Origin of the sequence: Microscilla marina ATCC 23134, from assembly GCF_000169175.1 — a bacterium.
GTDB classification, from domain to species: Bacteria; Bacteroidota; Bacteroidia; order Cytophagales; family Microscillaceae; genus Microscilla; species Microscilla marina.
The window spans coordinates 348,398-362,420 of sequence record NZ_AAWS01000001.1 but is presented as its reverse complement, the minus strand read 5'-3'; the positions used below and the strand labels follow the sequence as shown (position 1 = coordinate 362,420).

General features: G+C 43.0%; 8 protein-coding genes. All 8 read right to left on the bottom strand.

The window, feature by feature from the left end; translation table 11 throughout:
- Positions 1-1,094, bottom strand: a 1,094-nt coding sequence (locus tag M23134_RS01360) for a tetratricopeptide repeat protein (RefSeq protein ID WP_002693091.1), incomplete at its 3' end; no start/stop codon positions are given.
- A 684-nt stretch (positions 1,095-1,778) separates the two neighbouring features.
- Positions 1,779-2,450: an SCO family protein gene (locus M23134_RS01355; RefSeq protein WP_002693088.1), complete on the bottom strand. Its 672-nt coding sequence runs from the start codon at positions 2,448-2,450 to the stop codon at positions 1,779-1,781.
- Positions 2,451-2,781: 331 nt separating this feature from the next.
- Positions 2,782-3,339, bottom strand: a complete 558-nt coding sequence (locus tag M23134_RS01350) for a toxin-antitoxin system YwqK family antitoxin (RefSeq protein WP_053337216.1) — start codon at positions 3,337-3,339, stop codon at positions 2,782-2,784.
- Between the two features lie 14 nt (positions 3,340-3,353).
- Entirely contained in the window at positions 3,354-4,127 is a 774-nt protein-coding gene (locus tag M23134_RS01345; protein ID WP_002693085.1) for a YHYH protein, read from the bottom strand.
- Positions 4,128-4,459: 332 nt separating this feature from the next.
- Entirely contained in the window at positions 4,460-5,383 is a 924-nt protein-coding gene (locus tag M23134_RS01340) for a M14 family metallopeptidase (RefSeq protein WP_002693084.1), read from the bottom strand.
- 278 nt (positions 5,384-5,661) lie between these two features.
- Positions 5,662-7,011 carry a M43 family zinc metalloprotease gene (locus M23134_RS01335; protein ID WP_082226498.1) on the bottom strand — a complete coding sequence of 450 codons (1,350 nt, stop codon included), beginning with the start codon at positions 7,009-7,011 and terminating at the stop codon, positions 5,662-5,664.
- Positions 7,012-7,349: 338 nt separating this feature from the next.
- Entirely contained in the window at positions 7,350-7,949 is a 600-nt protein-coding gene (locus M23134_RS01330; RefSeq protein ID WP_002693078.1) for a short chain dehydrogenase, read from the bottom strand.
- A gap of 269 nt (positions 7,950-8,218) precedes the next feature.
- Entirely contained in the window at positions 8,219-14,011 is a 5,793-nt protein-coding gene (locus M23134_RS01325) for a WD40 domain-containing protein (RefSeq protein WP_002693076.1), read from the bottom strand.
- Between the last annotated feature and the right edge of the window lie 12 nt (positions 14,012-14,023).

Here is a 14,023-nt window from a genome sequence, read left to right as displayed (position 1 = left end):
GATATTTCATCAAACTTATTGAAAGTAACGTTCAGTTCTTCTACCAATTTATCAGACCCCATTCCCTGCGACACATTGGTAAAATCTTCGAGGTCGGCAAACAACACCGATACTTTGTCGTATTGGCGTGGCTCATAATACCCTTGCTCTCTTATTTCATCAAACACATAAGAGGGCACCAAACTAAACGATTCTATTTCTTCTTTGGCGTTTTCTACAATACTTTTTTGCTTGGCAATGGTGCTTGCCTGCTCTTCCAATTCCTTCTTTTGCTGCACCACCGTATCTTTTTGCTGTTTCATTTGCTGTGCCACTTTCTTGCGACGCATCGCCGTAAATAACAACACCAAAGCCAGCACTGCCAGCAACGCAATGCCTCCAATCAGGTAATACTGGTTGCGTTTTTCCAATGCCTGAATTTGTTCATACTTGGCTTTGTATTTAGAAATAAGGCGGGTGCTATTGGTTTTGCTTTCGCCCAAATCTTCCAGTAGTTTTTCGGCCTCTATCAGGGCGTCTATAGCTTTTTGGCTTTCGTTGAGGTGCCCGTATAGCTCACTGATTACCTCATATATTTTTGCCATCTGCTTTTTGTGTCCCAGTTCTTTGCGCAAAGCCAATGCTTTTTGGTAATACTCCAGAGCGTTTCGGTAGTTACCCTGATCGCTCCGCAAATAAAACAAGTCAAAATAAAACTTACCAATAACCTCCTGGGTTTCGGCAACCTTGCTTTTGTCGCCCAACTTGGTATAAATGGTCAGTGCTTCTTTAAAATGCTTGATGGCTTTTTTATACTCGGTCAGTTCTTTGTAGTCAATCAGTCCAATATTGACCAACGCATCGGCTCTTCCTTTTTCGTGTTTGTATTTTTTGGCAAGGTTGAGGGCTTTGCGGGCAAACACCAGGGCAGCTCCATCGGGGCTTTCTTTGGCATATTCTGCCGATAGCATATTAAGGGCATCTATATGCACCTTGATGTCTTTTGATAATCTTATGATACGGCGAAGGCTGTCCAATCGGGCACATTGTTGGGCATACACTCCCTGCGTCGTCATCAACAGGCATAGAAATAAGAATAAGGTTGCTTTCTTCATTATACATTAAAGTTTGCTGAAAAAAAATTGCTTGTGGTTTTCACCATCAGAGTATGTTTTATAATGAGTTTTTGTATGACTCAAAATTAAATTTGAAGCGCAGTCTTTTTTGACTAAAATTAAAATTACTCAAACCAGCGCGACAAACCCTGTTCTTAAGCCAAGGTTATCACTTTTAAACATCCTCTCAAACCGATGCTATCCAAATTTAAAAAATATTTGATACTAAGCACACAGTTACAGGTGTTTTGTTGTGGTGTAAGCAGCAGCAAGTCTTGAATACCTGTGCATATCGTGAGCTCAACGGAGTTACTAAGGACTTGCGACTTGTCGTTTGAAGCACTGATATGCATCAGTATCTAAGGACTTGCCCCCTGTCGAGGCTATTGACTACGCTTTTTGTAAGTTGCTAAAAATCAACATGATAGAAAAAGTGTAGTTACTTAGGGAACAGGGTATACCTAGTCCCTAGAACCTTGTTGAGGCTATAGGCTACAAGTATACTTAAGCTGCTTATAATAAACTAATTACATACAGCAAAGTGTTTGCCCTGCCTCGGCTTCACCAGAAGTATTCAACAAAAAAGGTTGCCCCAATAAAGGCAACCTCCACATCATCATAGTTTAGCTACTGAAATAACCAAACGACAGAAAAACGTGTTAAAAAAATCTTTCGGGGCAAAAGCTACCCTACATTCCGCAAAGTTTTAATATCCTGTACCAAACGTTTTACTTCTAATTGTACCATTCCGTTGTATACCCCCCTTATTCTCCCTTTTTTATCTACCAATATCACGTGCTCGGTGTGCAAAAACTCGTCTGCGTCTTTGGCAAACCCTGGCTTTTCTTCGGCAAAGTAAGATTGGCGCGCCAGCGTATAAATCTCCTCTTTTTTACCTGTTACCAGGTGCCACATCTTAGTATCTATTTTTTTACGCTTTACAAACCTGCGTAAACGTGGCAAAGAATCTACCCAAGGCATTACCGTATGCGACACCAGCCTTACATCATCGCTGGCATCAAACGCCTCTTGTATCATGCGCAGGTTTTCAGTCATTCGAGGGCATACGCTGCCACAAGTAGTAAAAAAGAAGTTGGCTACATAAATTTTGCCCTTGAGGGTTTCGTTGGTTACCGATTCACTGTCCTGATTGGTAAAACGAAAGGGGGCGATGGTGTGAATTTTCTGGTATTTTGGCTCTTCCTTTTTAATCCACTCAGGCGTAAAATCGCTCTTGTTGTAAAAAGGCAATGGTTTTTCATCTGTATTTTTACTTTGCTGGGGTTGGCACCCGTGTAGGCAAACCAACCAGGCTACTATCAAAGTAAGCCCAAAGAATGTTTTAATAGTGTGCATATTTTTGTTTCATCTGTTTCAATAGTCCATAGTATTTAGTCGATAGTCCATAGCTGATTCGAGTAAATGTTCACCTTGTTAAATACTGTAAACCAGTAACTCACTTTATTTTTATTTAAAAGGGCGTTGGGGCGATGCCTACACACGCAATTAAATAGTTTTTAAATTCATCAATAACTGATCACCAACTTTGACTAAAATCACTGCGGAGTATTGTATTTAGTAATGGACAAAAAATAATCTTTCGATTTAGGAAATGACCTTTACTACTGATACTTCGTTATTTTTAGCCTTTGGAAATGGATACCTTATTTTTCAACCATTACTTAAGCTATTTACTGGCGACCGATTTACAATTTTTTACTCCGGTAAGCCCATACTGGCGACCGTCTTTCACTACATAATTTGCCCTGATGCGTCCATCTGTTTTCCACATCCGCTGGTGTCCTTCCTCTTTTCCTTTTTTATAGTTAAAATCGCGGTAAAGCCTGCCATTAAAATACCACTGCTTTACGCTTCCTTCATACATATCATTGTAGATATTGGCGGTCAGTTTAAGCTGTCCGTTTTGCCACCATATTTGCTGTTTGCCGTGTTTTCGACCTTGTATGTATGTTCGTTCAAACCAACGTTGCCCTCCTGCATACCATCCTTTATAAACCCCATGTTTTTCGCCCTGGTAATAAGTACTTTTGCTTTTTACCTTGCCCGTAGTGTAGTGCTCTACCAAAGTTCCCGAAAAAGGCTTGTTTTGATAAAACCACTTGCCTCCTTGTCGCTTCAATGCCTTATGGGTAGCAGCAACACTTACGTCAGGAATAGTAACGGAGTTGCGCACTTGGCAACTCCCTATCATTACTATGATACACGCTATATATACTTTTGACATGGGTTGCCTTTGTTTTATTGAGTAACGGTTCCCGCAGTACCAAAAAAGCCTTGACCATTGATGTAAGGGTCGTTGTCGGTAATGTGGTAATGGTATATGCCATTGGGGTACTCTTTGGTAGCCGCTGTATGCCCATGGTAGATATCCAGATCACTGTTTACTATAGTTTTCCCATTTTCTTGTGGTCCATACACCGGAAAACCATCCAACAAAAAGCCTACTAAGCCTTCTTTGTTGTTGGTAGTCAAATAGGTAGGTTCTATATGGTAATGGTACATACCAGTACTCGTAGGATGTCCATTGTGTTGATCAAATGTATTAATCTCCGCCGATAAGTCATCGCCAGGAGCCGCATATTGGTTAAATATAGCTACTCCGTTCACTGTTACTCCTATGGCTCCAAAAGGGGTTGCAGCCTTGTTAGTTGCTTCGGCTGGGTTCAATGGAATTCTAAACGTAAAGTTTTGTTCGGCAATTACATTAGGGTTTTGCTTAAAGTTTACATTAGAGCCATTGTATGCCTCGTACAAAGCGTTGTTTCTAGCCCAATAAGGACTCTTGTGGTCGGGCACTCCCTTGGCAGTAATCACTACAAAGTCACCATCTACTTTGGCTTCTGTGTCATTTATAAATAACTTAAATGCCTCAGGTAGTTCTGTCCCAGTACTTGTTGTGTCAGACCCACCTGTATTGGTAGTAGTAGGGGTAGCATCATCAGCATCTTTTTTACACGAAGTAATGCCTATGCATACAAATAAGGCAATCAATAAAACTGGTATTTTTTTCATCTTTTATTCTTAATATTAGCTTAATAAATAACGTGCTCAATATATGCCGCAAATAACTATTTTCAGTTTTATGGGCATTTACCAAATAAAGTACTATTACCTGTGTATGTACTCATTTTATTTACAAATTTATTATCATAAAAATAATACAACATACGGGCAAAAGAAGACAAGAGTTGTTGATCGTTCGCTAAGAGTTTTTATATGACACTGACGAAAAAAAAATGTCACCAGGAGTTTTGTCAAACACCTCAGTGACACTTCATAAAGTCGGTATTACGCTTAAAAATACGCGTATTGGCAAAATTAGTCTAAGTTATATTCACCTACACTCAGTTACCAACTACAGCCTGGGCACCCTTTACCAAAAAAAAGCCATCGCTGCCCACTGGCTGATAAAGCGGCATTAGCAAGTAACCGTCATCCGGCGATTTTACCTCCCCCTGGCAGTCGTGGGCGAGCAGCTGCCCTTTGGTTACCTTAGAAAAGTTTTTGAACCCCGGCAACATTTTAAATTGATCTTCGGGCTTGATAGAATGTAAATACTCCAGCTCCATCAGGTTGGGTAGATTTTCGGTAAACTCTTGCAGGTGGGTATATTGCGCTACCTCCTCAGGAATGATATCTTCGGCAATGCAACCCGCCCCCAAAAAGGTATACCAAATAGACCACACCAGGTTATCTATTGATTGTTGGTTTTGGTGTTGCCCTCCTTCAAAGGCAAAAGAAGTAAAGCCCTGGTCGTGCATATAACGCAAAGAGGTGCCCTTAAGCTTCTCTTCCAGCCCTATAATCACAGGTGCCTCCAGGCGTTGGGTCAGGTAATGTGATTGAGCCAGTTGGGTAGTCACAATAAAAGTCCCGTTTTCGCCCGATGTAGTATGCAAATCAAGGTAAATTTTTTGGTGATACTGCGTAAAATCTATTTGGTCAAACACCTGACATATTTCCTTGAGTTCTTCACAATCGGGGGTTTGACAACGATTGTTTGTTGCATTTTCCAGCTTATCAGGCGTCCAGATACGGTTCAGGTCTTCGCTTAGGTACCGCTGATTTGCCGCAAGCGCCCGCTTGTTTCCGGCAATGCCCACAAAACGCCCCTTAAAATTGGGCTGGTCGCGCTCTAGTATATGAAACACCTTGCGTAAAGCTTCTATCCCCAAAGGTTCGTTCCCGTGAATGCCAGCCGTACAAATCATCAATGTATCGGCATCTATATTACCATAAGCTCCTATAATGCGTGGTATTTCTTCCATTTACTTTATTTTTAGTTGGTTGTTATTCAATGTAGTTTTTTCTGGTTTATTTTTTTAACAATACTCCCACATTTTTTGGTTTGGCCTGACTCAAACTATTCAAATCAACACATTGCACTTACTTGTGTTTACGTAATGGCAACTATTGACTATCGACTAAACACTGTGGACTGTTACCCTATTGCTGCAACATACAAGGGCTCAAAAGTGAAAAACACCTTTGAGCCCTTGCCCAATATTTGGCAAACATCAGAAAACAGTTGCCTATTATTGAATATTTACTGTTTTACCAAACGCTTGCTAAAACTACCATCTTTCATTCTGAGTGTTACAATGTATACTCCTTTGGGAAGCACTTGCGAAGCAATTTGATAACTCCAGTTTTGTCCATTTTTTTGGCTCACTGCCTTTTGCAACACCTTGCCACTCAAGTCGGTTATTATAATGTCTACCTCGCCTGTAAGGGTGTTTTGCAGTCTCAGCTGAGTATTGCTGTTGGCCGGATTAGGAAACAACTGGCTACTGTTTGCCAATACTTGAGACTGATCAGTGCTCAATACAAAGCGGGCATTTTGAGCTACCTCTTTGCGTCGGGGTGAGTTTTCGAGTACAGTACGCATACGCGCTTTTTGGTCTTTGGTAAACAAGTTCATGCACTTGTCGCCCGTATAATCCATATAGTTTTGATACATATCGTCAAAACTGTCATCAGTACAAGAGTTTATCACCTCAGAACAATCGTTTAAACCATCGTTATTTTTGCCCGCATTGGGTGTATCGGCACAAAAATCATCTGCTGAACAATCACCGTCTCCCCAAATATGCCGAAGTCCCAACCAGTGCCCTACCTCATGGGTCACAGTACGCCCCCGGTCAAAAGTATTGGCAAGATCAAAAGAAGAGCCTGCACTGGTATGGTTAGAACCAAAAAAACGGGTATTGATGGCTACCCCGTCGGTTTCGGGTTTGTCGGTGGTGGGATCAACAGTAATACCAGTAAGCGTCGACTGTTCAGGAAATTGGGCATAACCCAGTGTACCACTGCTAGAAAACTTCACTACCCAAATATTGAGGTATTTGGAAGGATCCCAACTGGTGGCAGGTTTTAAAATCTGTTCTATGTCGTTCATCGACCAACTCGATCGCGACTTATCTTCGTAGCGATGAATGCCTGGCTCTTCGAGTTTTTTATCATTGGTATCAAGCACTGCGAGTTCAAACTGAATCTCAGTATCGGCGGCTACATCGGCAAACACAGTGGGGGTACCGGTTTTATCGGGGTTGGTGCGGCGAAAGTCCTGGTTGAGCACAATCATTTGCGAAAGCACCTGGTCGGCCGGAATATTGTTATTAAAGCCCACCTCGTCGCCATCGTGTACAATGTGTACAATCACCGGAATGGTATACACAGTAGAGTGGGTACGCTGGGTGCTTCTTTGGCTGAGTTGGTGTGCCATCCAGTTTTCAAAGCTTTGCAACCCTTGTTTACGCCATCGCTGCTTAAGGTGTTGCTCATACATAGGCATGGTACCACAGCGTTCGGGTTTGGTTTGGGCACTCAAAGGCTGAATGGTTGCCCAAAGAAACAACATCAGGCAACTATTTAATATTAATTTAAATGTCTTCATAATAAATATATTTCAGGCAGACGATGCTTAGTACTTAATACTTAGTTGAAACTCGAAAAGTAGACTGCCTTAGAGAAACAAAGCAGGCAAATTTCGTGTTTTGCCTTATTTTTAAATTGATAAAACTTGTCTTGAATTCATACCATCAGATCGCAATGCCATCACTAAAGGGAAAGTATAAAGTTAAAAATCAAATATAAAATCTAAACTGGTGAAAACCTGCATACATAACGAAAGTTTAAAGCCAGGAGTTTTGTTTGTTACTTTAGCTTTTTATTTTCATCAATTATTTAGATGCTTACAAGATAACCCGGCTTTGTATAACCCCTACCTTCTCTTTAATATATTCTGATCACCTCACCATTGCCTTTGCCCTCAACGCTGCGAATATAGCCACTGAGCATTTGTTGCATAGTAACAGGGATATGCCCCGGAAAATAGTCGCGGTACTTGTCAGCGGCTGCTTCTACCAAACCTGGCGACACTACATTTACCCTGATGCCATTTTGTAAATCAAGTACCACTGCTTTTACAAAACTATGAATGGCTCCATTGACCATAGCAGCACTGGTAGTAAAAGGCACAGGATCATCGGCAAGTATGCCAGTGGTGAGCGTAACCGAGCCTTGCGGATGAAGGTAACGCTGGGCAATGCGGGTAACATTGACTTGCCCCATGAGCTTACTATTGATGCCTATGTGGTAGTCCTGTTCAGACAGTTCGTCAAAGTGCGCCCATTTAGCTTCTCCGGCAATGCATATTACCGCATCAAGCTTGCCTGCCTTGGCAAATCCAGCTTCGATTGATGCGCTATCGGCAATGTCTATAGTAAGGTCGCCTTTGCTACGTCCCGCGACCAATACCTCGTGTTTTTGGGCAAAATAATCAGTCACTACCTTGCCCAGGGTACCGTGGCCGCCAATGATTAATATTTTCATTTTTGCGAAAGTTTGGTGTAGGTATACAAGGTAATTACTTTTTTCAATAGTCCATAGTATTTAGTCGATAGTCCATAGCTGATTCGAGTAAATGTTCACCTTGTTAAATGCTGTAAACCAGTATTTTATATTAAGATTGTATACTCACTTTATTTTTAAAAGTGTTTCGGTTTTATGCCTAAACACCCAATTAAATAGTTTTTAGACTAAAATCACTGCGGAGTATTGTTTTTTGTAGTTGTTAAATAATCGTTGTTTTTAAACTCAAGCTACTCCTTAGACTTAGGTGCATACAGTACCACATCCAGGCTTTGGTTTTCGCGGCGGGTAGTAGGCACTTGTTTGCCGTTGGTAAGTTCGGTCACTTTGATGATCACAAACTCTTTTAGCTCCGATACGGTCACCTTGCCATCTTTATCAAAATCGGCGTTTTCGGTACTGCCTTCCGAAAAATCCAACCCTTTCATTACTGAATAGGTAAACACACCATTGTTCCATTCTTTAGACTCTAGGGCAAATTCATAACCCGCTGCCGCAGATATAATAGTGGCTCCCGAACGGTTGGATACATCATTGAACAAGGCCTTCATATAATCAAACGAATTATTAAGTCCAGCCTTGGGTTTGATAAACTTGCGACCGCCCTTAAAAGCAATGCTCACCTTTTGTTTTTTTTGAAGTTTAGCATCAGGGGCAGCAGTTACTTCTACCTCTGCCTTGTCCAATTCACCCGAATGACAAGCATCAATCATAATCAAACGCTTACGGGCGGGCACCTTGTCCAACATACGCTCTATAGCCTCGTAGGGCAGCCCCTGCTTTGCCGGATTTTTAAAGTCTACATCGTAGGTAGCCAGGTAATAGTCCATTTGATCGTCGAGCAAACCGTGACACGACACATAAATAAGAATTTGATCGTCTACTGTGCTTTTTCCAAACACCTTGCTTGCCTTGATAATATTGGCTTTGGTGGCTTGCGCATTGAGCACCTTTCTTACTACTACACTGTCGTAATTGCCTGCACTCCTGAGCGACTCTATCAGGTTGTTGGCATCTTTTTCGGCAAACTTCAGGTTGCGCTCCGAGTCTTGGTACTCAGACACTCCTATAGCCAACACATACAGCCAAGGCTTGGCTTTGGTGGGGGGTGCCTGATACAAAATATTGAAGGTTTCTTTGGCGCTCTCCAATCCGTTTTCATTCATTGCCGACACGGCTACTTTATTCATCCCCCGGTTGAGCCTTATTTTCAATTTTTGAGTAAATTCACGCTTTCCTCTGGCAGCAATGCCACTTTTACCGTACAACGGTACATCGTTTACATATACCTGAATATTTTTAAGGGGTTCATGATGGTCTATAGCTTTTACTTCTACCTTCACAAAAGGCGCTGAAGTAGCCGTAGGCAAGTCAAACTTCCCCGGAATCATCACTTCGGGCAGGTTCAGGTCGCCAGCCATCATTGCCTCAGTCATTCCGGCGCGGCGCAGGCGTTTCTTCCATGCCTTGTAATAAATACGCTGCACAATTTTAGACGCTCCCAAGTCTCTCATCACCAAATCGGGGCGGTTAAAGCGTAAGTCGAACTGCCCAAAAGCCCTGAGTTGCCCCTTGTAACGAAACCCAATGCCCTTGATGCTGCCTTTAGAGGTTTTATAATAATTATCGGCGTTCAAAATAATATAATCGTCTTTGTTGAGCCCCAAAAACGACCCGGCAAGTTTGCACTTACCAATGTCCCATACTTTGATGATACTATTGTCATCGGCACTGTATACTTTTTTTCCTTGCTCGCCAAACCATACCTGAGTTACGTTGTTGGCGTGCCCAGTCATTACACAATTCAGGTTTTTGGTACTCCAGTCCCATATCGCCACATCAAAGAAAATATTCTGAGGCAACCAATACCCTCCACTGCCTGTTACCAGGTATTGCCCATCGGGGCTAAAGCGGGCAGAAAAAATGATTTCATAATCAGTCATAAATTTTTGCACCTCCTTGCCCGTGGTATAGTCCAATGCTACCAGTTGGCTCTTGAAAGTACCACTTTCCTCTATCACCCTTGACAACAACACCTGGGGTTTGTTGGGTACAAAATCCAGTACCCGATCGTGGAAATAGTCCATTTCATATTTCATCAACCATTGGCCAGTGGCTATCTCAAGGCAGGCTACCACAAATATAGTTTCGTTGCCTTTGGGCTCACTGCCCCTGGTCACCAGGTACTTGTTATCGGGGCTGATGCTTACCCAGTCTATGAGGTGTTGTCCGCCTGCCCTGGTCTTTATTTTTCGTAACAATTTGGGGGCTTTCAAATCGCTCAGGTCAAACAGGTGCAACCATGCTTCAAATTGATTGGTGGTGCCCACCTTCCGAATGGTTTCATACACCAATACTTTGCTGTCGGGGCTGAGGTAAACTCTTTGTACCGGGTCGTTCATATCCATGCTGAATACCTCATTGAGTTGGGGCAGGGTATACAGCTTAATCGTTTTGTTCATTCTATCAAAAGCTACAGCGTGTTGGGCGTTGCTAAACGCTACTCCTTCTACAGGCATAAAACCATCTACTTGCCCCTTGCGCAGGTTCCACAAACGAATGCCTGGCGACTGCCCAAAATGAGAAGAAGCGATGTATTTTTCGTTGGCGGTGACCGAAAAATTATGGATACCCTCATGTACTCCCCCAAAAACCCCTAACTCTTTGCCCTTGTTAAGGGTAATAAACCGTACCCCCAGCGTAGTATAAGCCGATACGTTGTCGCCTTCTTGGCCGGCAGTAATCAAGTGCGCGTTTACCCCCAACAAGCGGTTGTCGCGGCTAATGCTAAAGTCGCGAAAAATGCCCAACTCTCTGGTAGACCTTTTTACACTAAATTTTAAATCTTGCGAAATCACGCCTTTTTTTAGTTTAATCTCCCTGATCAACTTGCCCGAAGGCACCTCATATACCAACAGTTGATAATAAAAAGTACCGACCACCAGTTTTTTTCCATCATACGTCATGCGCAGCTTGCCAATACCTTTGCTCATTGGAAAAGGAATCTCGGTGGCCACTTTGGTGGGATCATTCAATGCCCAAATCTGGATGGCTTGTTTTTGCACATTGTAAGCGGTAAAGTGGGTAGCACTCACTGATGACATCGTCCAGACATACATTTTAGCACCTTCGTTTTCAAAATACCCATGGTCTTTTTCTGTGGGCAAATGAAGGCGTTTTCCTTTGCTAAACAGCCATTTATTGTTGGGGTGCAGCGATGAAGCATTGCCCAAGTCAAGGGTATGGTACTCTTTGACGCGTTCGCCGTTGCGGGTATCGACCGCTACCAGGTTGCCCGAAAACCCCGACGCTGGAGTAACCGCCTGAACCAACAAGCGTTTACTATCGGAAGTAAATAAAATATTGCCTTCATGGGTTTTTATTCGGCGTATGATTTGCCCGGTGGGGTGCTTCCATAAAATCACTTCGTTGCGATCCATGCTCGCCAGGTATTGACCATTGGGGCTAAAGACCACTTTTGTGATTAACTCGCGGTGCCCATGCAGGGTGCGAAACTCTTGCCCCAGTGAGCGATCCCATATTTTTACTGACAGATCTTTGCTTGCCGTAGCGTAGTATTTACCTCTAGGGTGAAAGTCAATCGATACAATCTCCAGGCGGTGCCCCTGGGTTACTACCAGGGCAGGCTTTTGGCTCAGGTTATTTAAAGTAGCAGAGATACGCAAAAGCCTTGAGGTAACATTGCCGTCTTTGGTAAACACTTCTATAGGGACCGCCTTGGTGGGTGACTCTAAAAACGAAATTCTTCGTGACGAAAAAGTAAGGTCGCTCCGATTAAAAGTAGCCCGACGTCCGTCTACTTTTACCTTGATTACCTGTTGGTTGTCAATGTTTTGCAAACGTCCTTTGAGCACCAGACTTTCCTGGTTGTAATTGATAACGGTTTCGCGTGCTATCTTTGCGTTGGGCTCGTCAGGGTTTGTCAATACAATGTTGTAGTAAGCAAAACTTTGGGTGTTCACTACATTTTCCGAAGACTTACTCTTTAGCGTAGTTTCCAACAATCCTTTTTCGTGTTTGGGATGGTTGGGCTCCAACCTAAACACCGAGTCGTTGCTTACCCTGTAGGCTTCTTTGATCCCTTGTGGGGTGCCGTCGTACCTACCATCAGGGGTAAACACTACATAGTCTTTTCCCTTATTGAGCGTCCACAAACTCAATAGCTTCAACCCTGTTTCTACATCCCAGATAATCACTTCCCCGTTTTTGTCGGCACTTATAATCTTGGTGTCATCATCGGTAAAGTCAGCCGCTACAATGGCCGACTGATGTCCATTAAAAGTTTTGATAAATTTATAAGTACGCCCATCCCAAAACCTCAGTTCACCCCCTTCGTCGCCCGAAAGAATGTAGCGGTCGCTTTTGCTAAACGAAAGGTGGGTAATGCCACTCTGGTGCCCTTTGAGTGCTTTTAGGTACTTACCCGTGGCAAGGTTCCACACAACTACTCCAGAATTCTTATCGCCACTTAGCAAATATTTTCCTGCTTTGTCGTAAGCTGTTTGGGTAGTACCCCAATAATGCCCTTTGAGTTCCTGAAGGCGTTGATTGCTTTCGATGTCCCATATTTCTACCGCAGCACTGCTTCCGCTCAATGCCAGGTGTTTTTCGTTGGGGCTAAAAGTAAAAATTTTGCCAGCCTTTTTACTGTTTATTACCCTAAAGGGTTCTTTAGCATCAATGTCAGCTGTTTTGTATATGTATATCCGGCGGCTGTTTCTCGACAGGGCATAATAAGTTCCTTTGGGCGATACACTTATTTTTTTATGTCCCCGATAAGAGCGCCCCTTGTTTTTCCGTTGTATTGCCCCAGTCATATTATCCCAAGCCACATAACGTTGTGCATAGCCCCCTCCCACCGAGGTTTTGGCGTCGCGGCTCATCAATACAGTACAACCAGTTGATTTTTCGAGGGTAATAAACTTTTTCCCGTTCCATACCAAAGCAGGTTGCCCCTCCCGATTGATCAATACTTTGCCCTTGGCAAAAGCCACCTGCTTCATCTTGCTGCGGCTCGTTCCTCGTTTGAACAACGATTTGCCATTATTTGAGTCGATGATATTGAGCAAACCCCACCGCATGCCCACCACCAGGGCAGATTGACGGGGTACATACAGCAATACTGTGGCGGCGTATTTTATATCATAAGTATTGCCTTGAGTGATTTGGTTATTCTGAAGCTGCCAAAGTAATATTTTACCCCTGTCGTTGGCTATGGCAATGGTATTATTTTTTGGATCAACCGCCAGGGCATTCGTAAAGGTTTGCCTACCCAAAGGTTGGCTTGCCACCAGGCGTCCGGTTTTGAGGTTCCATATATCAATGCCTTGTTTGGCTATCCACTTGCTGCGCAAGGCTACCAAGGTGTTGCCGTTGGCGCTTAAGGCAATATTAGAAATGGCTTCTTTGCCTACATTGAGCTTTTGCTCTACTTTGTTGAGGCGCAGGTTCCAGATAAAAATACTACCTTGGTCGTCTACACTTATGAGCTTGCTTCCATCTTTGTTATACAAAAGCTTGATTACCCCCCTTAAGTGCCCCCTTAGCAAGGGTTGCTGTTGCCCGTTTTGCAGGTGCCACCTTACTATGCCACCCGTAGACAAACCTCCGGCAAGTGTTTGTCCATCGGCACTAAAGTCAATATGATTTATGACAGATGATTTATGGTTGAGTTTGAATAGCAGTTTGCCAGTTTTTCGTTCCCATACCTTCACTTGATTATTGCCAAAGCTTGCCGCAATGTATTGGCCTTTTGGACTGATGGCTATCGATTTGATCAGTGTAACACCAAATAGGGCAAACACTCGATGAAGTTTTTTTTGAGGGTAATTCCAAAGCTTTACAGTTTGGTCTTTAGACGCTGTTACAAGCCACTCGCCATTTGTTGACACATCGGCTGCAGTCAGGTCGTCGGTATGCCCCTGATTGATCATAAAATTGCTTTGGGCTATAGCCATAAAGTTTACCAACAGGCAAAACAAGGTGATTGGAAGTATTTTCATTCGTTTTTGATT